Here is a 24,838-nt window from a genome sequence, read left to right on the forward strand (position 1 = left end):
GCCAATTGCCGCCTTTCTGGTCTATGAAGGGCGGGAACGTGGCCGCCCGGGGCCCGAAAGCCCTTGGCCGATCGCCCTTTTCGCTTGTTCTGCCTGCTTGCCCGAACAACCAGGATTCCGCCCGTGACGCGTTGCCTCGCCCGCCTTTTCGCCGCCTTCCTGTTCACGCTGACGGGGGCACTGGCGGCCCGGGCGGTCGAGACGCCCTATCTGGTGCTCGATCTCGGCAGCGGGCGCGTCCTTGCCGATCGCAACGCCAACCAGCTCTGGTATCCCGCCTCCGTCACCAAGCTGATGAACGCCTACGTGACCTTCAAGGCGATCAGGGCCGGCGAGGTCTCGCTGTCGACGCGGGTCGTCGTCTCGAAGAACGCGCTCGCCGAGCCGCCGAGCAAGATGGGCTTCAAGGTCGGCACCGCGATCGACCTCGACAACGCCATCAAGATGATGCTCGTCCATTCCTCGAACGACATCGCCGTGGCGGTCGCGGAGACGGTGGGCGGCAGCGAGGCGGCCTTCATCGCCCGGATGAACGCGGAGGCGGCGCGGCTCGGCATGGGCTCGACGCATTTCGTCAATCCGAACGGCCTGCCTGGCGCCGGGCAGTATACGACGGCGCGCGATCTCGCCGTGCTCGGTCAGGCGCTGTGGAGAGACTTTCCGGAGTGGCGGCCGATCTATCGCATCACCGCCATCAAGTCCGGCAAGCGGGTGCTGAAATCGGCCAACAACCTGCTGGAGCGCTATCCCGGAACGCTCGGCATGAAGACGGGCTTCATCTGCTCGTCGGGCTTCAATGTCGTGGCGCTGGCGCAGCGAGGCGACCGCGTGCTGCTCGCCGTGGTGCTCGGCATGCCGAGCGCGCTGGAGCGGGCGGAACTCGCGGCGCGGCTGTTCAATGACGGCTTCGAGGGTCGGGCGCGGCCCGGTCCGACGCTGGCCGGTCTCCAGGGCAATTCGCCGGCGCCCTATGTCATCGACATGAAGCCCGAGATCTGCATGAAAAAGGATCGCGGCGAGCACGAGACCGACGACGAGGAGCAGGTCAGCGCGCTGGTTCCTAAGTTCAAGCTGATGGATCCGATCACCGTCACCACGCTCGGCGTCGTGAAGCCGGACGGCTCGATCAAGGCGGCGACCGACGTCGCAGACGCGCCGGCCGCCACCAAGTCCAAGAAGCCGGCCGCCAAGACGGCCGCCCAGAAGACCGAGCCGGCCAAGAAGACCAGCAAGACCGCCAAGAAGACGAAGAAGCCCGCCGATCCGGCGCCCGCCACCGACGAGGCCGCCGTCCTGCCGGCGAGCGCGGCCGGCGATGCGGACCCGACGCCGCCCGTCAAGGCGAGCGGCACGAAGGCGGGCAAGGCGCCGGTGAAGCTCGAGATCGGCGTTCCGTTCGATTCGACCGAGATCGCGCCGCTTCCCGAAGCCGGCGGCCTGCATTGAGCGCCGTGGCGGCGGGACAGAAGGGCAGGCGGCCGCCGGTTCCGCTCACCGTCCTGACCGGCTTTCTCGGCGCCGGCAAGACGACGCTCCTGAACGCTCTTCTCATCGATCCGGCGCTGGCCGGAACGGCGGTCATCATCAACGAGTTCGGCGCGGTCGGGCTCGACCATCTCCTCGTCGGCGCGTCCGAAGACGGGATCGTCGAGCTCTCGTCGGGCTGCCTCTGCTGCACCATCCGCGGCCAGCTCGCGACGACGCTCGAAAATCTCCTGCGCGCGCTCGACAACCGTCGCATCGCCCGGCTCGATCGCGTCGTCGTGGAAACGACCGGTCTCGCCGATCCGACGCCGGTGCTGCAGAGCGTGCTGCTGCATCCCTATCTGTCGCTTCGCTACCGTCTCGATGGCGTGGTCACGGTGGTCGATGCGGTCAATGGCGCACGTACGCTCGCCGCCCATTGGGAGGCAGCGCGGCAGGTCGCGGTGGCCGACCGGATCGTGCTGACCAAGACAGATCTCGCATCGGATCAGGGGGCCGCCGAGGCCCGGGCCGCGATCCGCGCGCTCAATCCCGCCGCGCCGATCCTCGACGCGGCCCGAGGCGAGGCCGCCGCGCCCCGCCTCTTCGACAGCCAGCCTTTCTCGACCGAAGGCAAGATCGCCGATGTCGAGGCCTGGCTGTCAGCGGCGGCCGACGACGGGCATCATGACCATGATGATCATGATCACGGCCATGACCACCACGGCCATCACCATGACCATGCCCACCATCACGATCACCATCATCACCACGACGTCAGCCGCCACGACGCGCGCATTCGCAGCTTCACGGCGATCCGCGAACGGCCGATCGGTCGCGCGGCGCTGGAGCATTTCCTCGATCGGCTGGCCCGCGAGCACGGCCCGGCGCTGCTCCGCGTGAAGGGGCTCGTGCGTATCGCCGGCGACGAGGAGCGTCCGCTGTTGGTGCAGGCGGCGCAGACGATCTTTCATCCGCCGGCCCGTCTGGAGTCCTGGCCGAGCGACGACCGCCGCTCGCGCCTTGTGCTCATCGTCCACGACATGAGCGAGGCCGCCGAGCAGGCGATCGGCGAGGCCTTTGCCGGCCTGCCGGCGATCGACCGCGCCGACGCAGAGACGCTCGCCGCCAATCCCCTCGCCATCTCCGGCTTCAGCGGCCGTTTCGGCTGAGCCCGTTCAATCGGCTCCGCCGGTCTCGATGGACCGGCGGGACCGGATCGTTGCCGCCGCTCAGAACGACCAGCCGAGGCTTCCCTTCAGCGCCTGCGCGCTGACGCCGTCGCCATACTGGCCGGCATAGGAGAGATCGAGCCGCGCCGCCTTTATAAGGCCGACGCCGACGCCGAGATCGAGCACCAGCGCATCCTTTGCGACGGGAAGGCCGGCGACCTCGAAGGCCGCGCTTCCGGCCGCGAACTGGTAGGTCGTGGTCGGCACGACGTCGTTGAAGGCGTGGCGCCAGCCGAGCATGCCCTTCACCCCGGCCTTGGCCGTGCCGAGGTCGAAGGCGGAGGAAGCGCGCAGCCCGAGCGTCGTGAAGCCGGTATCGGTCGTGCCGCTCCCCGCCGAAAGCGCCATCGGCCCGCCCTGCTCGGTGAAGCCGTCGGTGTCGAGGCTGACATAGGCAAGCCCGGCGAAGGGCTCGAACTCCGCCCGGCCGGCGGCGATGCCATAGCCGATCTCGCCGAAGAGCTGGCCCGTGGTGGCGTCATAGGAGGCCGAGGAACCGGCCGCCTCGGGGAAGATCACCGAACGCGCCGTCTCGACGCTGCTCCAGCCATAGGCGGCGCCGCCGCGCAGCCGCACCGGCCCCACCGCGCCGCCCGAATAGAGCGCGAGATGGACGGTGCTGGTGCTTCCCGAGCCGGCAGTGGCCTCGCTGTCGAAGGTGGTGCGGCTGTAGCCGCCGAGAAGGCCGAGACGCCAGGCCTGCTGCAACTCGGCATCGGCGCCGACGAGGAAGCCGCCGGTGTCGCTGTCGAGCCCGGCGGCGTTGCCGTCGCCGGAAATCGAGCCCCAGGCGCCGAAGCCCTGTGCCCAGACCGCGGCGTCGCCGATTCCGCCGCCGACGGGTGCCACGGTCGCACCCGAGCTTGCGGGGGATCCGTCGAGCGTGGTCAGCCGGCCGAAGACGGCGTCGCGGACGAGCGTGCCGTCATTGATCATCACCGTCTTCGCGGAGGCATTGATCTCGCCCGAGAGCGGACCGAGCACCGCCGAAGCCGCCTCCAGCGTCGGCAGCATCAGGAAGGCGTTCTGCACCTCGCCGGCGGACAGCGTATCCAGCGCGCGGCCGACCGAGGCCTCGTTGCGGGTCGCGGCGGCGTCGGCGAAGGAGCGGGACTGGACCAGCGTCAGCGTCGCTCCGGCGGGACCATAGGCGAGGTCGCCACCGAGGAAGGCGGACGGGCCCACGATCTCCGAGAAGCCGCCAGTGACGCCGGCCTCGGCGAGGAGGAGGTCGTATTGCGTGCCGAGCCGGAAATCGTTCGACAGCGCGATCATGTCGAGCCTGCCGTCGAGGAAGGCGGTGCCGCCGACCCGGATCTGGTCGCCCGATCCGCCGTCGAACTCGAATGCGTAGGTGCCGGCCGCCTCCTGGACATAGTCGCCGGCGACCGTCAGCGTGCCGATGGAATTGCCGGGTGCGATGGTGCCGCCGGCCCCGACCCAGGTCGAGCCGACCTGGCCGTTGCCGCTCAGCGTTCCGGAGCGCTCGACCACCACATCGCTCTCGATCGAGCCCTGTACGGCGAGCCCGCCCTCCTCGACGAAGGTGGTGCCGAGATAGCTGCTTGCGCCGGTCAGCGACAGCGTGCCCTCGCCGAGCTTCACCAGCCCGCCGGGACCGGAAATATCGTTGAAAAATGTTGAATCATATCCACGCGTGTCGAGAAATGCCGTCTCGACGAACATGCCGTAGCCCTGCACGGCGCGACCGGGATTGACCATGCCCCAACCGTAGATTGGGTCGACGCCGACCGGGCCGAGATCGGTCGCGGTTGTCAGGATGGTCTGCTGCAGGTCATGCGCGGTGAACCAGGGATAGACCTCCTTCACCAGCGCCGCGACGCCCGAGACGATGGGGGCTGCCATGGAGGTGCCATCGTAAAAGTCGTAGGGCTCGTTCGGATTGGACCGGACAGGAACGCTCGACCATCCATAGCCTGGCGCAGAGACGCACCAGCCCATCGCGACACCGCAGCGATTGGAGTAGTCGGCTATCGTTCCTTCCTCATCCAGCGCAGCCACGGCAAGCCAATTCCGCTCGAACTCCGGAAACAGATACGGCATGCCCGCCAGCACGCCGGCGTGCGGCTCCGAGGAATTGCCGGCCGAGAATACCATCAGCACATCGTGCTCGGTGACGTAGCGGAACGACTCGAGCGTCCGAGGAAACAACGTTTCGACAATGCCTGTCGTGAACGCGGTCACGTTGCAGCGTCGATCCGGTCCAGCCCTGCAATCGTCGTAACCGATCGAGTTGTTGATGATCGGTACCCCGACATCAGCGAGATGGTGCCACGCACCGGGTGCGAGATCGTCGTAGTCGTCTACCGTGTTGTCGAGCGTGGTGGGGACGAGAGTGGCTCCGAAGGCGACGCCATGCATGCCATAGCCGTCCCGGGCGGCGCCGATCATGCCGTTGACATGGGTTCCATGGGTCAGGGTGTCATGATCCTCGCCAGGCAGGATCGGTGCGTTCTTGTCGAAGTCCCAGCCATAGGCGATTCGGGCGCTGAGTTCGGGGTGTCCGGCATCGATGCCGCTATCGGCAACGCCAACCATCACACCCTTGCCGGTAATGCCCTGCGCATAGACAGAGGCGAGATCGAGCGGGTCCAGGAAACGGCCCGCGTAATATTCCGGTGTCCTGAAATCGGAAGCCGATTGCGCCTCGGCCGTTGCGATCGCTGCTAGAGGAGCGACGGCCACTGAAGCCGCCAGCCAGATGTGAGCCCCGTGCACTTTCCCAGCTCCGTTGCGGATCACGATCCGCTCCGGTCCCCCCAGACCGGCTGAAGTCGGCCCCCAAACCGACAAGATGTGCCGCGAACACGGTTCGCGGCGGCGAATCCCCGCAATGGTCAAAAACGCGGCGCCGGCTGTCAACTGTGGCTCGCAAGAAAGGAGCGGCAGCAAGCGCTGATTGATCCTGTCAGGAGGACGCCGTGGGAAGAGGTCGAGATCGCGGCACGTCGAGCGCGGCCGCCGGACCGCGGCGGTTCCACGAGCAGCCGGAGCGCCACTCGGCCCGCCACCCGGATTGGCGTCCCGGAAGGGATTCGAACCCCTGACCTACGGTTTAGGAAACCGTTGCTCTATCCTGCTGAGCTACCGGGACGCGGGCCGGTGCGTGCTTGCGGCGCGACTGTCTATCATGGTCGCGGCGGCTCGTGCACCCCTTTCCTCGCCCCCCGATCGCCGGTCCTGCGTGGCACGCAATGCCGCAGCGCGGCTGGCGCGGTTCAATTCGCGCCACGCGCATGCGAGACTTGGGTCATGCGCGTCACCGCCCTGCACCGCCACGTTCTCGGCCTTTGTGCCGGCCTCGGGCTTGCCGGAGCGATGGTACATGGCGCGGCTGCTGAAGACGCCTGCGCCGGCCAGGCGGCGGAGCAGGCCACCGTGGCCGCCGTCCTGGATGGTGCGACGCTGGCGCTCGATAGTGGCCGGATCGTACGGCTGGCGGGCATTCTCGCCCCCGAGCCGCCGCTCGGCCGCGACGCGGAGGAGTGGCCGATCGCGACGGCCGCGAGGACAGCGCTCGGAAGTCTGGCGCTCGGGCGCGCCGTCACCGTCGCCGCAACGCCCGCCGGCGCCGATCGCTATGGCCGCGGCGTCGCCCTTGTCGGTGTCGTAGATGGCCCGGCGTCGCTTTCCGAGGCGATGGTCGCGATCGGGCTCGCGCGGGCAATGCCGGCCGGAGAGGCGCCCTCCTGCCTCGCCGCGCTCTTCTCACGTGAACGCGAGGCGCGCGAAAAGCGGCTTGGCCTTTGGGCCGAACCGTATTACGCCATCCGCGCCGCGCGCGATCCCGCCCTTGCCGAACGCGAAGACGCCTACGATCTGGTGGAGGGACGAATCCTTTCCGTCGGTGAACGTGGGCCGACCGCCTATCTCGATTTCGGCCGCGATTGGCGCACCGACTTCACGGCGGTGGTCAGCGGCCCGGCGGGCGAGGCGCTCGCCGCGCGCGGCGTTCCGGTTTCCTCGCTCGAGGGCCGGCGCGTGCGGCTGCGCGGATGGATCGAGCAGAAGGACGGGCCGAGCCTCAGGATCACAGATCCCGGCCAGCTCGAGCTGTTGGACGACGGTGGTTGATGGCTGAGATCAGGGCTAAGGCGGGGGGATCGGCGAGGAGCAGGCGGACGCGTGGCATCGCGGCCGCGCTGGCGCCCGCGCTTCTGGCCGCGCTCGTGCTCGCCGGCTGCACGACCTCGTCGCTCGAAGGCACCTATGGCCCGACACCCACCGTGGCCGGCGCCGCCGCGCCGCCTCCGGTCGATCCCGAGCAGGCGCGCATCGGCGCGGAGCAGCACCCGCGCATCGTCGCCAGCTATGGCGGCGTCTATCACGACGACAAGCTGGAGCAGACGCTCGCCCGCATCGTCGGCCGGATCGTCGCCGCTTCCGACGACCCGTCGCAGTCCTACCGGATCACAATCCTGAACAGCCCCTCGGTCAACGCCTTCGCGCTGCCCGGTGGCTATCTCTATGTCACGCGCGGTCTGCTGGCGCTCGCCAACGACTCCTCGGAGGTCGCGGCCGTCATCGCGCATGAGATGGGCCATGTCACGGCGAACCACGCCATGCAGCGCCAGAACAAGGCGCAGACGGCGGTGCTGGTCAGTCGTGTCGTCAGCGACGTGCTGCAGGACGGCGAGGCCGGCAAGCTGGCGCTCGCCTCCAGCCAGAGGACGCTCGCCGCCTTCTCGCAGCAGCAGGAACTGGAAGCCGACGCCATCGGCGTGCGCACCATCGGCAAGGCTGGCTACGATCCCTTCGCCGCCGCCCGATTCCTGCAGCTGATGGGCCGCTACGCCGCCTACAAGTCGGCCGGCAGCGTGCAGGACAAGCGGCCCGATTTTCTCGCCAGCCATCCGGCGACGCCGCAGCGCGTCGAGTTCGCGATCCGCGCCGCGCGCGAGTTCGGCGCGCCCGGCATCGGCGAGGTCGACCGCGACCGCTATCTCGCCGGCATCAACGGCATCGTCTATGGCGACGATCCTTCGCAGGGCTTCGTGCGGGGCCGCACCTTCCTGCATCCGAGCCTCGGCGTCGCCTTCACGGTGCCGGACGGCTTCGTGCTCGACAATACGTCCGACGCGGTTCTGGCGACGGGACCCGACGGCACGGCGCTACGCTTCGACGGTGCCAACCTGCCGTCTGGCTCGTCGCTCGCCGCCTATCTCGATTCCGGTTGGGTGAACGGCCTCGACACGTCGTCGATCAAGACCTTCTCGATCAACGGTCTCGAGGCGGCCTCGGCGCGCGCCGAGGCCAAGGGCTGGGTGTTCCGCATCGCCGTGGTGCGGGCCGGCGACAACGCCACCTATCGCTTCATCTTCGCGAACGAGAGCGACACGCCCGGCCTGCAGCGTGCCGCGGAGGCGACGATCACCAGCTTCCGCCGCCTGACGCCGCAGGAAGCGGCCTCGCTGCAGCCCCTGCGCATCCGCATCGTCACGGTGGGCGCAGGCGACACCGTCGCCTCCCTCTCGGCTCGCATGCGCGGCGTCGACCGGCCGGAAGATCTTTTCCGCATCCTGAACGACCTCCCGCCGAGCGGCGCGCTGCCCGCCCCGGGCCAGAAGGTCAAGATCGTCGCGGACTGAGCGGGTCCCCTCAGGCGGTCCAGACCTCCGGCCGCCCGCCGCCCATGCCGGTCTCGGCGAGGAATTCCTCGATCACGGCCACCACCAGCGCATGATCCTCGGCCTGCGGCAGGCCGGAGACCGTCGCCGTGCCGACCATGCCGACGCCGGCGACGATGATCGGGAACGAGCCGCCATGGGCGCGGAACGTCGCGCGGTCGACCAGCGCGCCGTCGGCGAAATCGACGCCCTTGAGGCGCGCCTTCTGACCAACATAGAAGGACGAGTGGCCGAAGCGCTTCACCACCGCGACCTTGCCGGCCACCCAGAACTCGTTGTCGGCCGAGGTCCCCGCCAGCGCCGCGTAGAACAGGCGCTGGTCGCCGCGCGAGATGTCGACGACGATCGATTGCCGGTTGGCGCGTGCCCGCTCCAGGATCTTCTGGCCAAGCGCGATGGCGGTGTCGTTGTCGAAGCGGTCGAAGACGAGCCGCCGCTCCTGCTCGAGCAGAGTCTCGAGCAGAGTCGCATCGTCGGTCATGGCAGTCTCCTCCCGGCGGGGCTCAGTCGACCATCTCGAAGAGGATATCCTGCGCGCCCTTCCAGAGCGTCGCCTTGCCGAGCGGAACCAGATTCTCGAGCCCCTCGGTGATGGTCAGGAAATGGTTGCCGGCGAGCTGGCCGAGCTTGGAGGCGAAATGCACGCCGCCATAGGCGAGCAGGATCTCGGTCTCGCTGATGCCGCCGGGATAGAGGATGAACTGGCCCGGCGCCGGATAGGAGGTGTGGTTCTCGTAGGAGAGGCCGAGATCGAGGTCGCCGAGCGGAATCCAGCAGCCTTCGCCACTCCAGCGCACATGGATGATCTTCTCGCGATAGGGCAGCAGCTTCTTGAACACCGCGACGGTCTTCGGCGCAGCCTCTTCCTCGAAGCGGCCGAAGAAGGTGTAGGGACCGGCGGTGATCTTTACTCTGCTCATGGCGATGCTGACGTCCTCTGGCTGTGGCGCGGGCGGACCGGCACTCTTCGCCCTCCGCCTCCGGCGACGATCATTGGCGCGGCGGCGGGGTCGCGGTCAAGCCGTGAAAGGCTCAGGCGAAGATTGCCATGCGCAGTCCACGCCCGTCCCGCTCCGGCACCGGCGGGAAGCACTCCGCTTCGCCGCGCGCGATGCGCCGGGCGACCAGAGCCAGCACCGCCGCGTCGAGGAGATCGTCCAGCCCGGCGCCGCGCGGCGGGCGTTCGAGGAAGGCCGGCGGATAGCCATGCCGGACCAGAAGGGCGCGCCGCTCGTCGAGGCCCGGCGGGTGCGGAACGTTCTTTACCTTCTTCGGCAGGCTCATCGGCGCGCCGCCGTTCAGCTGGCGGAAGGCGAGCTCGGGGTGGCTCTCGAAGATCCGCCCCTCCAGATCGGGTGTCATCAGCGCATCCAGCGCGCGGATCTTCGGAAAGAGACCGAAGGCCTGACGCGAAACCTTGCGCGGCGGCTCCGACGTCGCGAGCGCCAAGCGACAGGCCTCGCCATAATCCCCGGACATGACGGCGGCGCGGGAGGGGATCGAGAAGACGGAGGACTGGCGGGGGCCGAGAACCGCGCGGGCATGGCGCTCCGGTCCGCGACCGCCGGCGCCGACACGCTCGGGCAGGCCGATCGGCATGTCGATGGCGATGACGGGCGGGGCGAGGGGGTGATGCAGGAACTCGACGAGATCGGACGTCACGGCGGCGATCGGCGCATCGGCCTCGGGCAGTAGAACGCCGATCCAGCCGGCGCGGCAGCCATCGATACCGCAGGCGGTTTCGCTCACGGGGCGAGGCCTGCTTCTTCGAGCAGAGCCACCTTCGCCTCCGGCGCGACGATGCTCGCCTGCATCGCGGCGATCGGCAGTTCGTCGGCGCCGAGACGGCGGGCGGCGCCGAGGAGGTCGACCAGCGTCGCGGTCGCGAGCCGGAGCGCCTCAGCGTCGCGGGCACCGGAGACCTGGCGGCCGAGCAGCAATGCGGCGAAGAGATCGCCCGTCCCGTTCGGTACCCGCCCGTCGACGAGAAGATGGCGCGCCGCCATGATCCCGTCTGCCGTCACCAGGAGCGTCTCCGTCTCGCCGCCGGCGCGCAGCGCCGAGGTCACGGCGACCTTTCCGGCCGGCAGGGCGCGGGCGGCGGCGATGATGGCGTCGCGTGTCGTGGGCGCCGAGCCGGCTAGATAGCCGAGTTCGGTGAGATTGGGCGTCAGGATGTCCGCGCGCGGGGCAAGATGATCGCGGATCGCCGCCGCCGTCGCCTCGGGCACATAGAGTGCGCCGTTGTCGCCCATGACCGGATCGCAGAGATAGATCATGTCGGGCCGGACGGCCCTGATCGCATCGACGAGGCGGGCGAGCGCGGGCGCCTGCGAGGCGGCGCCGAGATAGCCGGTCAGGACGCCGCCGATCTCGCCGAGCCAGGGCGCGCGGATCAGATCGTCGACGAGCGCCTCGAAGGCGGCGTCGTCGGGCACGATACGGCTTGCGCGGCCATGCCCCGGGTGCCAGGGCAGCGTCACCGTGTGCACCGTCCAGAGCGGGAAGCCGAGCCGCTCCAGCGCGAAGCCGGCCGCCCGTCCGCCGACGGCGCCGCGAACGACTTCGGAGGTTGCGACGAGCATCGCGGGCTTCTGTTCGGTCGGCATCGGCTGCTACCCTTGCTGGACGGCGCGGACCCTACTGCCAGACCCCTTGCTTGAACAGGGCCGCGCCTTTCCGAGAGGTGATGCCGTGCCGTCCAGCCGCCCGCGTCGTTCGGTGCTCTATGTTCCCGGCGTGAACGAACGGGCGCTGGCCAAGCTGCCGGGCCTTGCCGTCGATGTGGTGATCCTCGATCTCGAGGATTCCGTTGCCCCCCATATGAAGGCGGAAGCGCGAGACCGTGTCGCGGCGGTGTTGGGCGCGCCGCGTCGCGACAACGGTCCCGAGCTCGTGGTGCGGATCAATGCGCTGGCGGAGGGCGAAGGCGCGGCCGACCTCGCTGCCGTGCTGCCGGCGGCGCCGGACGGCGTCCTGCTGCCGAAGGTCGCGGTCCCCGACGATCTTGCTGCCGTCCGCGCGGTCGCCCTGGCGCAAGGCGTCGAGACGGGAACGACGCTGTGGGCCATGATCGAGACCGCTCGCTCCGTGGCCGATCCGCTGCCGATCGCCCTCGCGCAGGACGGCGTGCTGCCGCTCGCGGCGCTCGTGCTCGGCCTCAACGATCTTTCGCTCGCCCTCGGCACGCGGCTGGCGCCGGGGAGGGCGGCCTTCCTGCCGCTGATGATGGGTGTGCTCGCGGCGGCAAGGGCCGGCGGGCTCGACGTCATCGATGCCGTGCACAACGATATCGGCGATCTGGATGGGCTCGCCGCGGAATGCGCTTTTGCAGCCGATTGCGGCTTCGATGGAAAGTCGCTGATCCATCCCGCGCAGATCGAGATCGCCAACCGCGCCTTTGCGCCGTCCGATGCCGCGATCGCTGCGGCGGAGGCCATCGTGGATCTGTTCGACCGGCCGGAGAACCGGGATCGGGGCGTCGTCGCGCATGACGGGCGCATGGTCGAGCGGCTGCATGCGGAGGCGGCGGGCCGCCTTCTCGCGCGCGCGAGGACGATTGCGAGGCGCGCCGGCGAGACGGCTCGAGACATGTGATTACAGAAAATATTGGAAGCTTATGATAAGCGTCGCTATTTCATAAACAGACGATGCGAGAATGGTGAACAATCCCGCATCGCGGGAGCACTGCATTCCTAATCTCGCTCCGATATGACGCGCAATGATCGCGAAATCGGGCGTTCAGTAGAAGAAACGTGCATCATCACGCTTCAAGATGGGGGTGTCACACAATCGCGTGAGTTGCGGCTGCCACTGCCGGCCCCATATCAGCGTCACCGGCGACGAGCCGACGGGCTTCGAAAAGAACCCGACGAGCGCCGCCAGGAAGACAAACATACGGGACCAACATCATGCGTAAGTTCGCTATTGCCGCCGCTTCGATCGCCTTCCTCGCCTCGGGCGCAGCCGCGCTCGCCGCCGAGCAGATCGAAGGCCAGGTCGCCTCGGTCAATCCGGCTGCCGGCACGCTGACCCTGAAGTCGGGCCAGAGCTTCCAGTTCGCCAACGGCACCGTGCTCTACGGCCTCATGCCGGGCGACGCCGTCGGCGTCACCGCCAACGGTTCGCAGGGCATCGGCGCCTTCAACCCCCATCCGGCGGATCGTGACGGCGCGGATTTCAACTAATCCCCGCACCCGATCCACAAAAATCAACACATAAGGACATTCATCATGCGTAAGTTCGCCATCGCCGCCGCTTCGGTCGCCTTCCTCGCCACGGGCGCCTCTGCCTTCGCCGCCGAGCAGTATCAGGGCACCGTCGAGACGGTTAACCCCGCCGCCGGCACGCTGACCCTGAAGTCGGGCCAGAGCTTCCAGTTCGCCAACGGCACCGTGCTCTACGGGCTGCTTCCGGGCCAGGAAGTGGGCGTGACCGCCAACGGCACCCAGGGCATCGGCGCTTTCGATCCCCATCCGGCCCAGCGTGACGGCGACGTCAACTAAGTCGCCAGCCTCATTCCGACACACGAGAACTCAAGGATAATCATCATGCGCAAGTTTGCCATCGCTGCGGCTTCGGTCGCCTTCCTCGCCTCGGGCGCCGCTGCCTTCGCCGCCGAGCAGATCGAGGGTACCGTCGAGACGGTCAATCCGGCTGCCGGCACGCTGACCCTGAAGTCGGGCCAGAGCTTCCAGTTCGCCAACGGCACCGTCCTTTATGGCCTGCTTCCCGGCCAGGCAGTCGGCGTAACGGCCAACGGCGCGCAGGGCATCGGTGCCTTCGATCCGCATCCGGCCCAGCGCGACGGCGACGTCAACTAAGAACTGACTCCTCTCCGGTCAGTCCCAAAACGGCGCCCGGTCGAAAGACCGGACGCCGTTTCTGTTTGTGCCGGCGGTTCCGTCAGGCCCAGGGCCGAGCCTCGGAGACCGTCTCCTCGAAACGGGCGATCTGGGGCTGCTTCACCATGGTGAGGCCGATATCATCGAGCCCGTTCAGGAGCTTTTCCTTGCGCTCGGGATCGATCTCGAAGGTGACGACGCCACCGTCAGGGCCGCGGATCTCCTGCGCCGCCAGATCGACGGTGAGGCGGGCGTTCTCGCCCCGCTCGGCGTCGTCGAACAGCTTCTCGAGGTCTTCCTTCGAGACGCGGATGGGCAGGATGCCGTTGTTGAAGCAGTTGTTGTAGAAGATGTCGGCGAAGGACGTCGAGATCACGCAGCGGATGCCGTAGTCGAGCAGCGCCCAGGGGGCATGTTCGCGCGACGAGCCGCAGCCGAAATTGTCGCCGGCGACGATGATCGACGCATGGCGGTAAGCGGGCTTGTTCAGCACGAAGTCCGGATTCTCGCTGCCGTCATCCTTGTAGCGCATCTCGGCGAACAGGCCCTTGCCGAGGCCAGTGCGCTTGATCGTCTTCAGATAGTCCTTCGGGATGATCATGTCGGTGTCGATATTGATGAGATGCAGCGGCGCTGCGACACCGGTCAGCGTGGTGAACTTGTCCATCGGCGGTTCCTCGGTCTGTCCTGAGGTGTTCAAAAGGGTGATGCGCCCGTAAGGCGCGTCGGTCAATCTGCGGCTTCCTCGATCGCTTCCATGTCGTCGTCGGAGAGGCCGAAATGATGGCCGATCTCGTGCACGAGCACATGCGTGACGATGGCGCCGAGCGTCTCGTCATGTTCAGCCCAGTAGTCGAGGATCGGCCGGCGATAGAGCCAGACGCGGTTCGGCAGCGCGCCGGTGCCGGCGATCGCCTCGGCATGGGCGAGGCCGACGCCGTGGAAAAGGCCGAGCAGGTCGAACTCCGACTCGATGCCGAGATCATCGAGCACTTCCCGGGTCGGAAAATCGTCGACGCGAATCTCCACCGTTCCCACCAGCGTCCGGAACGCCTCCGGAAGCGAGGCCAGGGCCGCATGGCCGAGCGCGGCGAAATCGTCGAGCGACGGCGCCTTGGCCTCGGCGAGTTCACCATGCTGTGACGGCTCGGACCCGCTCATGCCTTCTCTCCGCCCATCTTCGGGCCATCCATCGCGGCCGTTGAACGGCGAATGAACGGGGCGATCAGCGCCGGTTCAGCCGGCTGATGCTCCTCTGGCCACCGGCCGATGCTCGTCAGCCTCGACATGCGAAAGGGACGGTCCATCATGTTCAAGCCTGCGCTACTCGCCCTTGGTGTCGCCACGACGCTCGCGATGGGTGTTCTGTCGCCGAGCGAAGCGTCGGCACAGCCCTATGGCGGCTGGGGCCCGCCCCCGCCGCCCCCGCCCGGATGGGGCCCTCCGCCGCCGGCCTGGGGTCCACCCCCGCCACCGCCGCCAGCCTGGGGGCCGCCGCCTCGGGCCTGGTATCCCCCGCCGCCCCGCTGCCGTCCCGTCTATCGCCAGGTCTGGGTCTACGGACCCTTCGGCGGCGGTTGGGAGTCGGTGAAGGTCGGGACGCGGTGCTATCCCCCGCGGCCCTACTGGTAGAGGCGAATGCCGGACCCGCCTCGCGGGCCCGGCGTTCCATCAATGCCAGTCGCGGATGTCGACGAAGTGGCCGGCGATCGCCGCTGCCGCCGCCATCTGCGGCGAGACGAGATGGGTCCGGCCCTTGAACCCCTGCCGGCCCTCGAAATTGCGGTTCGAGGTCGAGGCGCAGCGTTCGCCCGGCTTCAGGCGATCCTCGTTCATCGCGAGGCACATCGAGCAGCCCGGCTCGCGCCATTCGAAGCCGGCCGCCTTGAAGATGGCGTCGAGGCCCTCGGCTTCGGCCTGCTCCTTGACGAGACCGGAGCCCGGCACGACCATCGCGTTGACGCCCTCGCGCACCTTCTTGCCGCCGATCATGGAGGCCGCGGCGCGCAGGTCCTCGATGCGGCCATTGGTGCAGGAGCCGATGAAGACGCGGTCGATCGGGATGTCGACCATCCGCGTACCCGGCTTCAGGCCCATATAGTCGAGCGCGCGCCACTTGGAGGTGCGCTTGTTCTCGTCCGGGATCGCGTCGGGATCGGGCACGACGCCGGTGATGGCGATGACGTCCTCGGGCGAGGAACCCCAGGTGACGATCGGCGGCAGGTTGGCCGCGTCGAGCCGGATCTCCTTGTCGAACCGCGCACCCTCGTCGGAGACCAGCGTCTCCCAATAGGCGAGCGCCTGGTCCCAGGTGGCGCCGGTCGGCGCCTTCGGACGGCCCTTGATGTAGTCGAACGTCGTCGCGTCCGGGGCGATCAGGCCGGCGCGGGCGCCGCCCTCGATCGACATGTTGCAGACGGTCATCCGCCCTTCCATGGAGAGGGCGCGGATCGCCTCGCCGGCATATTCCATGACATGGCCGGTGCCGCCGGCCGTGCCGATCTCGCCGATGATGGCGAGGATGATGTCCTTGGCGGTCACGCCGGCGGGAGCCTTCCCGTCGACGGTGATGCGCATGTTCTTCGCCTTCTTCTGGATCAGCGTCTGCGTGGCGAGCACATGCTCGACCTCGGAGGTGCCGATGCCATGGGCGAGCGCGCCGAAGGCGCCATGCGTCGAGGTGTGGCTGTCGCCGCAGACGATCGTCATGCCGGGCAGCGTGAAGCCCTGCTCGGGGCCGACGATATGGACGATGCCCTGCCGATGGTCGCGCTCGGAATAGTATTCGACGCCGAAATCGGCGGCGTTCTCGGCGAGCGTCGCCACCTGCAGCGCCGATTCCGGATTGGCGATGCCGTGCGAGCGGTCGGTCGTCGGCACGTTGTGATCGACGACGGCGAGCGTCTTCTTCGGCTGGTGAACCTTGCGGCCCGCGATGCGCAGCCCTTCGAAGGCCTGCGGGCTCGTCACCTCATGAACGAGGTGTCGGTCGATATAGAGGATCGCGGTGCCGTCCGGCGTCTCCTCGACGACGTGGTCGTCCCAGATCTTGTCATAGAGGGTGCGGGGCTTTTCGGACGCGGTCATGACGTCATTCCTGGCAGAAGGGATAAGGATGCGGCGCGGGAAGAGGGGCGACGAAGGGCTGGAGCCGGCCGGGCTCGCGCCCGCCCCGTCAAAGTCGGCCGCGGTCCTCGGTCGCCTGGAGACGCGCGAAGAACCGCCAGGGCAGGCGCGCATGATCGTCCATCGACGCGAAATCCGCGGTCGTCGGGCAATGCTCCATCCTGGGTCGGGCGGCGTTCATAACTGTTCTAGATAGCAGCGGCGGCGGGAGACGACAATCCTCCGCCGCGCGGGCCGTTTTCGGTCATCGCGTCCGCGTCGCCTGCAGCGAGACGGCGAGCGGCATCCTCGGCAGGCCCGGCGGCAGCGCGAACATGCGCCGGCCGGCCGGGATCATGATCGAGAAATGCTTGTAGGGCAGCAATTCGTGCTCGTGCAGGAAATCGAGCCGCAGGCCGGCCTCGAGCAGCGCGCCGATCACGTCCGAGAGCCCGCGCATCCACTCGAAATTATGCGCCGTCGCGAGAGGTGTGTCGTCGCCGGTATAGGTGAAGGGTGCGTCGAAGCGCTGCGGCGTGTCCTTGGCGGACCGCCAGTCATAGGCCGGCAGCAGCACGCCGTCGCGGTCCTCCATCACGGCGGCGGCGGGATGGGTGTCGGCGAAATAGAAGCGGCCGCCGATCTTGAGCGTACCGGCGATCGCCCGGGCCCAGGCGCGGATGTCGTCGAGCCAGGTGATGGTGCCCCAGGTCGTGTAGACGATATCGAAGCCGCCGCCGGTGAGCTCCGGCGCGTCATAGACCTCGCCCTCGATGAACGTCGCCGCGATGCCGGCGCGGTCGGCGAGCGTGCGGGCGTGGGCGACGGCGCGGGACGAGAAGTCGATGCCGGTCACCTCGGCGCCGCGGCGGGCGAGGCAGAGCGTGTCGATGCCGATATGACACTGGAAATGGGCGAGCCGCGCGCCGGCGACATCGCCGATCTCGGCCTGCTCGATCGGATAGAGCGTATCCTCGCCGGCGAGGAATGCGTCGACGGCATAGAAGCCGGTCCGGTCGGCGGCGTGGATGTCCGCGCGCTCGTCCCAGTTCTGCCGGTTGCTGAGCTTGAAGGCGTCCATGATTGACCATCCCGAAACGAAAAAGGGCGGACCGATGGTCCGCCCCGAAACTGCCTGGCCGCGTGGCGGGCCGAAGGTCAGACCTTCGCCTTGTCCTTGCGCGGCTCGGTCTTCTCGACGATGCGGGCCGACTTGCCGCGGCGATCGCGGAGGTAATAGAGCTTGGCGCGGCGGACCTTGCCGCGGCGCACAACCTCGATCGAATCGATCAGCGGCGAATAGACCGGGAAGACGCGCTCGACGCCTTCGCCATAGGAAATCTTGCGGACGGTGAAATTCTCGGAAAGGCCGCCGCCGGCGCGGGCGATCACGACGCCCTCATAGGCCTGGACGCGGCTGCGCGTGCCTTCCACCACCTTCACATTGACCTTCACGGTATCGCCGGGGGCGAAATCCGGAACGGCGCGAAGCGCGGTGATCTTCTCGATCTGCTCGCGATCGAGCTCGTCGATGATGTTTGCCATGGTCTCAACTCCTGCCGATGCGTGACCTTTCCGGCCGCGCGAGCGTTTCGGTGCGCTGTTTTCAGTTGGGTCGCCGCCCTTCGACTATCCCCGGACGGCTGCGGGCACTTAGCCGATCATGCCGCGAAAGTCCAGCCGAAAGCGCCGAAATGGCCGCCTTTCAGCCCGCCGGCGACCAGCCGGGCGAAGCGAGCTCGAAGCCCTCGAAGCGGAAGCCGGGCGCGACCGTGCAGCCGACCAGCGTCCAGGCACCGAGCGAGACGGCGGACTGCCACCAGCCGCGCGGCACGATGCCCTGCGGCCGCTCGCCCGCGGCGAGGTCCGGCCCGAGGGTCAGGGTATCTTGCGCCCGGCCGTCTTCGGAGAGCGAAAGCGCCAGCGGCGCCCCGGCATGGTGGTGCCAGATCTCGACGGCATCCACCTTGTGCCAGTGCGACCGCTCGCCGGCCGCGAGCAGATAGTAGATCGCCGTCGAGGCGGGGCGTCCGTCCAGCAGGACCGTGTCGGCGAAGGTCTGGCGGTAATGGCCGCCTTCGGGATGGGGCGCGAGGCCGAGCATCGCGATGACCGCCTCGGCGGAGAGGTTCGCAGACGGCGTCATCCCTTGAAGACGTCCTTGGCGCGGCGCGTGGCGGCGAAGATCTCGGAAGGCGTGCCGGCCGGGAGGCCGGCCGAGACGGCGAGCGCCGGCGTGCGGGTGCGGAGATAGGGGTTGGTCTCGAGCTCGATCGCGACCGTGGTCGGCAGCGTCGGCAGCCCGTCGGCCCGAAGCCGGCGGATCTCGTCGCCGCGGGCGATCAGCCTGGCATTGTCCGGATCGCGGGTGATCGCGAACCGCCAGTTGGCCTCGGTATACTCATGGCCGCAATAGAGGGCCGTGTCCTCGGGGAGGGCGCCGACCTTCTCGACGGACTCGAACATCTGCTCGAGCGTTCCTTCCAGAACGCGGCCGCAGCCGAGCGCGAACAGCGTGTCGCCCACGAAGGCCACCTTGTCCTCGGGCAGATGATAGATGATGTGGCCAAGCGTGTGTCCCGGCGTCGCGATGACGCGGACGGGGTGGCCGGCGAAGTCGAAGCTGTCGCCGTCGCCGACCTCGATGTCGATGCCGGGGATGCGGTCCGCTTCCTCGCGAGGCCCGGTGATGGTGCAGCCAGTCGCTGCCTTCAGCTCGAGATTGCCGTCCACATGATCGGGATGATGATGGGTCGTGAAGATGTCGGTCAGCTTCCAGCCCTGCGCCTTCAGCGCGGCGAGAACGGGCTCCGCCTCCGGGGCGTCGATGGACGCGGTGCGGCCCGAGGCCTCGTCATGGATCAGCACGCCGTAATTGTCGCTGAGGCAAGGAAACTGCACGATCGAGAGGGCCATGGAACGCTCCGCCATTCGCTTTTCGGTTCCTTCCCTAACTAGACACTGGCGAGGGTGTTGCAAAGCGCGCATCGGCCACGCCGCGCGCCGGTGGCGCGCCGCGCCGGCTTCGCCTAGATTCGATGCCCTTGCGAAGGGAGTGCCGCGTGGAAGAAGGCCAGACGATCTCGCCCGACATCATCGATCTGCGCAGCTTCTATGGCGAGCGGCTCGGCATGGTGGCGCGTGGCCTGATCGCGGCCCGCATCGAGGCGCTATGGCCGAATGCGAGCGGCGACCGCGTGCTCGGCATCGGCTATGCGACGCCCTATCTCGGCCATTGCGCGCGCGGGGCCGAGCGGGTGCTCGCCTTCATGCCGGCCGCTCAGGGCGTCATCAACTGGTCGGCCGATGGCGGCAATGTCGCGGCGCTGGTGCATGAGGACATGCTGCCGCTCACCGATGCCTCGATGGACCGGATTCTCGCGATCCACTGCCTCGAGACGACGGCGAATGTGCGCGATCTGCTGCGCGAGCTCTGGCGCGTGCTGGCGCCGGGCGGCAGGCTGATCATCGCGGTGCCGAACCGGCGCGGCATCTGGGCGCGCGTCGAGCGCACGCCGTTCGGCTATGGCCGGCCTTTCTCGCGCGGGCAGATCGCCAGCCTCCTGCGCGAGACGCAGTTCAGCGAGGTCGCCTGGTCGGGCGCGCTGTTCGCGCCGCCCTCCTCGCGCCGGCTGTTCCTCGGCTCGGGCCGTGGCTGGGACCGGCTCGGGCGCCTGCTCTGGCCGGCCTTTCCCGGCGTGCTGATCGTCGAGGCGGTGAAGCTGGTCTATCAGGGCGTTCCCGCCCGCCGCACCGGTCGCCGCATGCCGGTGCTCTCCCCGGCGCTGCTGCCGGCCGGCAGCCGGCGGGAGAGCCTCGAAGCGCGGGCGGCCGATCCGTCGGGCTGACGCCTAGGGCCCGCCGGCGATGGCCGCCAGTTCCGCGGCGCCGGCTCGCCTTTCGGAGGCCGCGACGCCGGCGGGACCCGCGACATGGGCGAAGCCGATCAGCGCCGCCTTCGTCGCCTCGTCGCACCCTTCCGCACCGAGCCCGGCCACGCCCGATTTCCGCGCCGCTTCGAGAATGGCGTCGCAGGCGCCGGGAGCGAAGACGAGCGCCTGCAGCACGCCGCCGAGGGCGAGCGGATCCTGCAGCCGCGGATCGTCGCGGATCGCGTCCAGCGTGGCGGTTCCGAAGCTGCCCATCTCGCCGGCCGACAGCAGCGTGCCGAGGGCGAAGACGAATTCGAAATCCGGCTTCTCCATGCCGGCCGGGCGCGCGACGAGGATGTCGAGCCCGTAGCGGGTCAGTTCGGCCGGCGTCACATTGTTGCGGACGAAATCGGCGTCGTCATAGTTGACGAGCAGAGCCCAGCGCGCCGAGGCGTCGCCGTAGCGGGCGAGGCTGTTGAGGCCGCGGACCGCCGTCCTCCGATCTTCCCTGGACCTGACGGACTTGACGGCGGCGTAGATGCGGTCGCGGGCGCGCGCCAGCGTCGTAGGGTCGAGCGCATCGGCCCCGGCCGGGGATGCGGCCGACGGCGCCGCGGCATCGGCGAGCGGTCCCTTCGCCTCGACCCATGACCTCAGTGCATCGCGGCCGTCGGGGCCGAACGTGCCGTCGGCGGCCCGCTTCAGGAAACCCTGCTGCACCAGCGCCGCCTCCATCGCGAGGCGGATCTCTTCCGGCATCGCCCGCGTCGTCTCGACGAGCGGGCCCTCCTCGAGACCGGCCGGCGCCAGGCGGAAACCGTCGAGCACCGCGCCGGCCAGCGCCACCGTACCGGCATCGGCGGCGCGGCCGCCCGAGAACAGTCCTGCGAAGGCGGCGGCCGAGGAAAAGCCGGGGAACTGGCCGGAAAGGTCGTTGTTGTGCAGCGCGACCCGCTCGGAAACGCCTTCGCGCAGCGTGATCAGCTTGTCGAAGCCGTCGAAGGTGAAGGCCGAGGCGATCTTCTGCCGCGCCGCGAGCGAGCCCTGCTTCGCCGCCTCCCGCCAGGCGCGGAGCCGCTCGCGCGGATCCTTCCCGATGCCGAGGCCCTGGTCATAGGCGTCGCCGAGCAGGACCATCGCCTCGACGTTGCCGAGATTGGCGGCGCTGATCAGCGCACTGGTGGCCGCCTTGTCGTCCTGCGGATAGACGGTGCCGCGCCGCGCCAGCCTCGCATAGAGGAGATAGGCGCGGGCGTCCTTCGTGGCGATGCCCCTGTCGATCATGGCGCGGATGGCGTCGTCCGAGGGGCCGCCATCGCGGCGGAAGGGCCGGCCGCTGCGCCCGTCGAGATCGCCATATTGCGTCTCGGCCACACGCCAGGCGGCATCGCCGTCGCCCGATGCGGCGAGGCGGATCAGGATGGCGCGGCCGGCCGTCTCGTCGCGGAACGCGGGATGAGCGGAGAGGCGCAATTCGGCGAGGGCGCGGGCGGCGCCGGGCTCGCCGGCATCGGCGGCGTCCTCGAGGCGGCGGAGATAAACGACGGGGCGCGGCAGCGGGGTCGCGTAGTCCGAGAGAAGCGACACGGCGCGGATCGCATCGTCGATGTCGCCGGAGCCGGCCAGCGTCGCGGCCGCGCGGTTGGGATCCGGGCCGACGAAGCGATTGTCGGTGAGGAGGGTCGCGAGCAGCGCCGCGGCGCCGGGCGACCGGCCCGCCTTCGGTTGAGAGAGGAGCGCGATCGCCCGCTTGCCATCGGCCGGGCCGCCTTCGCCTGTGACGAGCATCTCGCCGAGCATGCCTGCGCCCTGGAAGCGCCCGTCCGCGACCGCCCCTTCGAGCAGGCGGCGCGCGGCGGCGGGATCCTGCCCGGTGCCCCGTCCATAACGGAGCGCGGCGGCGAGCGGCCATTCGAGCGCATCGGGATCGACAGTGCGGATCGCAGTCAGCCGACGGTAGCCCTCGGCATAGGTCGTCGCATCGAGGCCGGGCGTCGTCAGGATGAGCGTGGCGAGGAGACTGGTGCCGAGGTCGCGCGCCTCCGCCTCCGAGACGCCGCCCTTCGGCCCCTGCGGCGGCAGCGTCTCTAGCGCGCGCGCCGTGGCGATGGCGCCGGCCGGGTCGCGGCGGATGAGCGGGCCGCGACGCTGCTCGTCGAGACGGTCGAGAAGGGCCTGCTGGTGTCCGGCCTTGGCGGCACGGAGCAGGGCGTCCACTGCCTCCTCGCGGGCGATGCCGTGACCCTCGGGCTCGTCATCCCGAACGGGCAGGCGATGCAGCGCGTAGAGGAGATAGTCGGCCTCGGCGAAGCCCTTCAGCGACAACGCTCGGAGCGCGCCGACCAGTCGGTCGGGAGACGTGCCGGGTTTGGCCGCCTCGGCCCTCAGCGCCATCAGCCGCAGCCGGTCGTCGTCGGGATGCGCATCGCGGGCGGTCGTGCAGGCCCGGATCAGCGCCTCGATCGGAGCGGGATCGAAGCCGGCTGAAAGAAGCTCTGGAAACTGGATGGCGGGCGCGATGGCCTTGCGATCGAGCGGGAAGGCCGCGCCGGTCTCGCAGGTGACGACAGCCGCCGCGATTTCCCGCGACCGCGCATCCGACCCGGCCGAGGTCGTCTCCTGGCGCGGCGCCTGGACGGCGAGCGCATGCAGCGGCAAGACTGCCATAACGGCGGCCAGCGGCAGGGCGGCGATGGCGGATGCCGCGATGGCTCGGCGAAGGCGACGCATCGGCTCCTCCTCCCGCGGTCGAAGCCCGCTTGCGCCGGCGACTATAGCATGTCGCCGCGCCGGCCTGCGACGCGGTTCACCGCGACAGCAGGAAGACGGCCTGCTGGCCGAGAAGGTTCCAGAACCACCACGGGGCGCTCGTCATCCGCCGGCCGCCGGCATCGAGGACGATCGGTGTCTCGATCTTCGCGCCGACCTCGCCGCAGAGGCCGGTGAAATCGCGCAGCGTGCAGAAATGGATGTTGGGCGTGTCGTACCAGCTGTAGGGCAGGTTCTCGGTGACCGGCATGCGGCCCTTGAAGCCGAGCGAGGCGCGCACCGTCCAGTGGCCGAAATTCGGGAAGGACACGATCGCCTTGCGGCCGATCCGCAGCATCTCGGTCAGGACCTGCTTCGGCCGGACCATGGCCTGGATGGTATCGGAGAGGATCACGTAGTCGAAGCAGGCGTCGGGATAGTCGACGAGGTCGGTATCGGCATCGCCCTGGATCACCGAAAGGCCGCGGGCGAGACTCTCGTTGACGCCCGCCTGCGACAGCTCGATCCCGCGTCCTTCGACGCGGCGCTCCTTCTGGAGCAGGGCCAGCAATTCGCCGTCGCCGCAGCCGACATCGAGCACGCGACTGCCCGGCGCGACCAGACCGGCGATCACCAGCAGGTCGATGCGCTTCACATCGGCGCGGGAATGAATGTCGATTGGCGTCATGTCAGCCCCAGCGCGCCGCGGCGGCGGAGGTCAGGAAGCCGCGGATGGTGGCGAAGAGGACCGGCTCGTCGAGCAGGAAGGCGTCATGGCCGCGGTCTGTCTCAATCTCGACGAAGCTCACGGAGGCGCCGCTCGCATTCAGCGCGCGGACGACCGTCTTGCTCTCGATGGTCGGGAACAGCCAGTCGGAGGTGAAGGACGCGACGCAGAACCGCGTGCGCGAGCCTCGGAACGCATTGGCGAGGCGGCCGCCATAGTCGGCGGCGATGTCGAAATAGTCCATCGCCCGCGTGACATAGAGATAGGAGTTGGCGTCGAAGCGCTCGACGAAGGAAAGACCCTGGTGGCGCAGATACGATTCGACCTGGAAGTCGGCGTCGAAGCCGAAGGCGACGCGCTCGCGATCCTGCAGCGCGCGGCCGAATTTCCGGTGCAGGCCCTCGTCCGACATATAGGTGATGTGAGCGGCCATGCGTGCGACCGCGAGCCCCTTGCGCGGGCTGGTGCCCTCGGCGAGGTAGCGGCCGCCGCGCCAGTCGGGATCGGCCATGATCGCCTGGCGGCCCACCTCGTGGAAAGCGATGTTCTGCGAGGAATGGCGCGGCCCGGTGGCGATCGGCAGCGCGGTGAACACGCGCTCGGGATAGGCGACCGACCATTGCAGGACCTGCATGCCGCCCATCGAGCCGCCAGCGACGCAGAAGAGCTGGTCGATGCCCAGCGCGTCCACGAGCATCGCCTGCGCCCGCACCATGTCCGGGATGGTGATGAGCGGCAGGTCGAGCCCGAAGGGCTGTCCCGTCGCCGGGTTGGTCGAGGCCGGGCCGGTCGAGCCCATGCAGCCGCCGACGACATTGGAGCAGACGACGAAGAAGCGGTCGGTGTCGATCGGCTTGCCCGGCCCGACCACCGTTTCCCACCAGCCCGGCTTGCCGGTCACCGGATTGTCGCTCGCGACATGCTGGTCCCCGGTCAGGGCATGGCAGACGAGGATGGCGTTGGAGCGGTCGGCGTTCAGCGTGCCGTAGGTCTGGTAGGCGATCTGCAGCGGCGCGATGCTCTGGCCCGAATCGAGCCGCAGGGGCTGATCGAGCCCGAAGCGCATCACATGGCTGGAGGGGGTGTCGGCTTCGCCGCGCGCGGCGCCGGCGCCGGCGGGAAGACTGTGCCTGGAAGAGGCCATGGTTCGGTTCGCGACCGCAAGGTAAGAGGCGCCTAGCTAGGGTCCGGGCTCGGG

At 68.9% G+C, this 24,838-nt stretch carries 23 protein-coding genes, 1 tRNA gene and 1 pseudogene; 9 read left to right on the forward strand and 16 right to left on the reverse strand.

From position 1 onward, the window contains the following. Positions 1-123: 123 nt before the first annotated feature. Positions 124-1,446, forward strand: coding sequence for a D-alanyl-D-alanine carboxypeptidase family protein (locus QO015_RS14155; RefSeq protein WP_266278630.1), 1,323 nt, complete (start codon positions 124-126; stop codon positions 1,444-1,446). A 5-nt stretch (positions 1,447-1,451) separates the two neighbouring features. After that, complete coding sequence (locus tag QO015_RS14160; protein ID WP_266278629.1) at positions 1,452-2,636, forward strand: CobW family GTP-binding protein; 1,185 nt, start codon at positions 1,452-1,454, stop codon at positions 2,634-2,636. A gap of 60 nt (positions 2,637-2,696) precedes the next feature. On the opposite strand, the gene QO015_RS14165 is transcribed toward QO015_RS14160, so the two are convergent. Then, complete coding sequence (locus QO015_RS14165) at positions 2,697-5,435, reverse strand: autotransporter serine protease (protein WP_266278628.1); 2,739 nt, start codon at positions 5,433-5,435, stop codon at positions 2,697-2,699. 299 nt (positions 5,436-5,734) lie between these two features. Beyond that, positions 5,735-5,811, reverse strand: a tRNA-Arg gene (locus QO015_RS14170). A gap of 158 nt (positions 5,812-5,969) precedes the next feature. On the opposite strand from QO015_RS14170, the gene QO015_RS14175 reads away from it, so the two are divergent. After that, positions 5,970-6,791 carry a thermonuclease family protein gene (locus QO015_RS14175; RefSeq protein ID WP_266278627.1) on the forward strand — a complete coding sequence of 274 codons (822 nt, stop codon included), beginning with the start codon at positions 5,970-5,972 and terminating at the stop codon, positions 6,789-6,791. Continuing rightward, on the forward strand, positions 6,791-8,305 hold the full coding sequence (locus QO015_RS14180) for a M48 family metalloprotease (protein ID WP_266278626.1): 1,515 nt from the start codon (positions 6,791-6,793) through the stop codon (positions 8,303-8,305). Before QO015_RS14175 ends, QO015_RS14180 begins: the two co-directional genes overlap by 1 nt. Before the next feature lie 10 nt (positions 8,306-8,315). Here QO015_RS14180 and QO015_RS14185 read toward each other — a convergent pair whose 3' ends face one another. From QO015_RS14185 to pdxY, 4 genes are all read right to left on the reverse strand, one after another. Further along, positions 8,316-8,825, reverse strand: a complete 510-nt coding sequence (locus QO015_RS14185; RefSeq protein ID WP_266278625.1) for a heme-degrading domain-containing protein — start codon at positions 8,823-8,825, stop codon at positions 8,316-8,318. A 22-nt stretch (positions 8,826-8,847) separates the two neighbouring features. Then, positions 8,848-9,264 (reverse strand): DUF3830 family protein, encoded by a 417-nt coding sequence (locus QO015_RS14190; protein ID WP_266278624.1) that lies wholly within the window; start codon positions 9,262-9,264, stop codon positions 8,848-8,850. A gap of 112 nt (positions 9,265-9,376) precedes the next feature. Beyond that, complete coding sequence (locus QO015_RS14195) at positions 9,377-10,093, reverse strand: DUF429 domain-containing protein (protein ID WP_266278623.1); 717 nt, start codon at positions 10,091-10,093, stop codon at positions 9,377-9,379. Next, positions 10,090-10,953 (reverse strand): pyridoxal kinase, encoded by an 864-nt coding sequence (gene pdxY, locus QO015_RS14200; RefSeq protein ID WP_266278622.1) that lies wholly within the window; start codon positions 10,951-10,953, stop codon positions 10,090-10,092. The genes QO015_RS14195 and pdxY overlap by 4 nt, the downstream gene beginning before the upstream one ends. A gap of 85 nt (positions 10,954-11,038) precedes the next feature. Between pdxY and QO015_RS14205 the strand changes: the two genes are divergently transcribed. The 4 genes from QO015_RS14205 to QO015_RS14220 all read left to right on the forward strand — a co-directional run bounded on the left by QO015_RS14205 (position 11,039) and on the right by QO015_RS14220 (position 13,167). Next, on the forward strand, positions 11,039-11,941 hold the full coding sequence (locus tag QO015_RS14205; protein WP_266278621.1) for an HpcH/HpaI aldolase/citrate lyase family protein: 903 nt from the start codon (positions 11,039-11,041) through the stop codon (positions 11,939-11,941). A 314-nt stretch (positions 11,942-12,255) separates the two neighbouring features. Continuing rightward, positions 12,256-12,531 carry a DUF1344 domain-containing protein gene (locus QO015_RS14210; protein WP_266278620.1) on the forward strand — a complete coding sequence of 92 codons (276 nt, stop codon included), beginning with the start codon at positions 12,256-12,258 and terminating at the stop codon, positions 12,529-12,531. A gap of 45 nt (positions 12,532-12,576) precedes the next feature. After that, entirely contained in the window at positions 12,577-12,849 is a 273-nt protein-coding gene (locus QO015_RS14215; RefSeq protein ID WP_266278619.1) for a hypothetical protein, read from the forward strand. 45 nt (positions 12,850-12,894) lie between these two features. Further along, a complete protein-coding gene (locus QO015_RS14220; RefSeq protein WP_266278618.1) occupies positions 12,895-13,167 on the forward strand; it encodes a hypothetical protein in 273 nt (90 codons plus the stop codon). 82 nt (positions 13,168-13,249) lie between these two features. Here the strand turns inward: QO015_RS14220 and leuD are convergent, their stop codons facing one another. The 7 genes and pseudogenes from leuD to gloB all read right to left on the reverse strand — a co-directional run bounded on the left by leuD (position 13,250) and on the right by gloB (position 19,224). After that, entirely contained in the window at positions 13,250-13,855 is a 606-nt protein-coding gene (leuD, locus tag QO015_RS14225) for a 3-isopropylmalate dehydratase small subunit (protein WP_266278617.1), read from the reverse strand. A 62-nt stretch (positions 13,856-13,917) separates the two neighbouring features. Then, positions 13,918-14,349 carry a metallopeptidase family protein gene (locus QO015_RS14230; RefSeq protein ID WP_266278616.1) on the reverse strand — a complete coding sequence of 144 codons (432 nt, stop codon included), beginning with the start codon at positions 14,347-14,349 and terminating at the stop codon, positions 13,918-13,920. Positions 14,350-14,859: 510 nt separating this feature from the next. Next, positions 14,860-16,275 (reverse strand): 3-isopropylmalate dehydratase large subunit, encoded by a 1,416-nt coding sequence (gene leuC, locus QO015_RS14235; protein WP_266278615.1) that lies wholly within the window; start codon positions 16,273-16,275, stop codon positions 14,860-14,862. A 283-nt stretch (positions 16,276-16,558) separates the two neighbouring features. Then, on the reverse strand, positions 16,559-17,374 hold the full coding sequence (locus QO015_RS14240) for a class I SAM-dependent methyltransferase (protein ID WP_266278614.1): 816 nt from the start codon (positions 17,372-17,374) through the stop codon (positions 16,559-16,561). 89 nt (positions 17,375-17,463) lie between these two features. Continuing rightward, positions 17,464-17,838: pseudogene (gene rplS, locus QO015_RS14245) on the reverse strand (50S ribosomal protein L19); the annotation flags it as partial. A gap of 160 nt (positions 17,839-17,998) precedes the next feature. Beyond that, positions 17,999-18,439 (reverse strand): cupin domain-containing protein, encoded by a 441-nt coding sequence (locus QO015_RS14250; protein WP_266278612.1) that lies wholly within the window; start codon positions 18,437-18,439, stop codon positions 17,999-18,001. Continuing rightward, the gene (gene gloB, locus QO015_RS14255; RefSeq protein WP_266278611.1) at positions 18,436-19,224 is read right to left on the reverse strand and encodes a hydroxyacylglutathione hydrolase; all 789 of its coding nucleotides are present in this window, start codon (positions 19,222-19,224) and stop codon (positions 18,436-18,438) included. Before gloB ends, QO015_RS14250 begins: the two co-directional genes overlap by 4 nt. Positions 19,225-19,355: 131 nt before the next feature. Between gloB and QO015_RS14260 the strand changes: the two genes are divergently transcribed. Further along, the gene (locus tag QO015_RS14260) at positions 19,356-20,141 is read left to right on the forward strand and encodes a class I SAM-dependent methyltransferase (RefSeq protein WP_266278610.1); all 786 of its coding nucleotides are present in this window, start codon (positions 19,356-19,358) and stop codon (positions 20,139-20,141) included. Between the two features lie 3 nt (positions 20,142-20,144). Here QO015_RS14260 and QO015_RS14265 read toward each other — a convergent pair whose 3' ends face one another. The 3 genes from QO015_RS14265 to metX form a co-directional block, all read right to left on the reverse strand. Continuing rightward, positions 20,145-22,895 carry a tetratricopeptide repeat protein gene (locus QO015_RS14265; RefSeq protein ID WP_266278609.1) on the reverse strand — a complete coding sequence of 917 codons (2,751 nt, stop codon included), beginning with the start codon at positions 22,893-22,895 and terminating at the stop codon, positions 20,145-20,147. 76 nt (positions 22,896-22,971) lie between these two features. After that, complete coding sequence (metW, locus tag QO015_RS14270) at positions 22,972-23,601, reverse strand: methionine biosynthesis protein MetW (protein ID WP_266278608.1); 630 nt, start codon at positions 23,599-23,601, stop codon at positions 22,972-22,974. Position 23,602: 1 nt separating this feature from the next. Beyond that, positions 23,603-24,784, reverse strand: a complete 1,182-nt coding sequence (metX, locus tag QO015_RS14275) for a homoserine O-acetyltransferase MetX (protein ID WP_266278607.1) — start codon at positions 24,782-24,784, stop codon at positions 23,603-23,605. Positions 24,785-24,838: the final 54 nt, after the last annotated feature.

Source organism: Kaistia geumhonensis (assembly GCF_030815145.1).
Taxonomy (GTDB): Bacteria; Pseudomonadota; Alphaproteobacteria; order Rhizobiales; family Kaistiaceae; genus Kaistia; species Kaistia geumhonensis.

Coding starts and splice junctions, on each gene's coding strand:
- QO015_RS14175 (WP_266278627.1), top strand. CDS start 5,970: ATGCGCGTCACCGCCCTGCACCGCCACGTTCTCGGCCTTTGTGCCGGC.
- QO015_RS14180 (WP_266278626.1), top strand. CDS start 6,791: ATGGCTGAGATCAGGGCTAAGGCGGGGGGATCGGCGAGGAGCAGGCGG.
- QO015_RS14185 (WP_266278625.1), bottom strand. CDS start 8,825: ATGACCGACGATGCGACTCTGCTCGAGACTCTGCTCGAGCAGGAGCGG.
- QO015_RS14190 (WP_266278624.1), bottom strand. CDS start 9,264: ATGAGCAGAGTAAAGATCACCGCCGGTCCCTACACCTTCTTCGGCCGC.
- pdxY (WP_266278622.1), bottom strand. CDS start 10,953: ATGCCGACCGAACAGAAGCCCGCGATGCTCGTCGCAACCTCCGAAGTC.
- QO015_RS14210 (WP_266278620.1), top strand. CDS start 12,256: ATGCGTAAGTTCGCTATTGCCGCCGCTTCGATCGCCTTCCTCGCCTCG.
- QO015_RS14215 (WP_266278619.1), top strand. CDS start 12,577: ATGCGTAAGTTCGCCATCGCCGCCGCTTCGGTCGCCTTCCTCGCCACG.
- QO015_RS14220 (WP_266278618.1), top strand. CDS start 12,895: ATGCGCAAGTTTGCCATCGCTGCGGCTTCGGTCGCCTTCCTCGCCTCG.
- leuD (WP_266278617.1), bottom strand. CDS start 13,855: ATGGACAAGTTCACCACGCTGACCGGTGTCGCAGCGCCGCTGCATCTC.
- QO015_RS14230 (WP_266278616.1), bottom strand. CDS start 14,349: ATGAGCGGGTCCGAGCCGTCACAGCATGGTGAACTCGCCGAGGCCAAG.
- leuC (WP_266278615.1), bottom strand. CDS start 16,275: ATGACCGCGTCCGAAAAGCCCCGCACCCTCTATGACAAGATCTGGGAC.
- QO015_RS14240 (WP_266278614.1), bottom strand. CDS start 17,374: ATGGACGCCTTCAAGCTCAGCAACCGGCAGAACTGGGACGAGCGCGCG.
- QO015_RS14250 (WP_266278612.1), bottom strand. CDS start 18,439: ATGACGCCGTCTGCGAACCTCTCCGCCGAGGCGGTCATCGCGATGCTC.
- gloB (WP_266278611.1), bottom strand. CDS start 19,224: ATGGCGGAGCGTTCCATGGCCCTCTCGATCGTGCAGTTTCCTTGCCTC.
- QO015_RS14265 (WP_266278609.1), bottom strand. CDS start 22,895: ATGCGTCGCCTTCGCCGAGCCATCGCGGCATCCGCCATCGCCGCCCTG.
- metW (WP_266278608.1), bottom strand. CDS start 23,601: ATGACGCCAATCGACATTCATTCCCGCGCCGATGTGAAGCGCATCGAC.
- metX (WP_266278607.1), bottom strand. CDS start 24,784: ATGGCCTCTTCCAGGCACAGTCTTCCCGCCGGCGCCGGCGCCGCGCGC.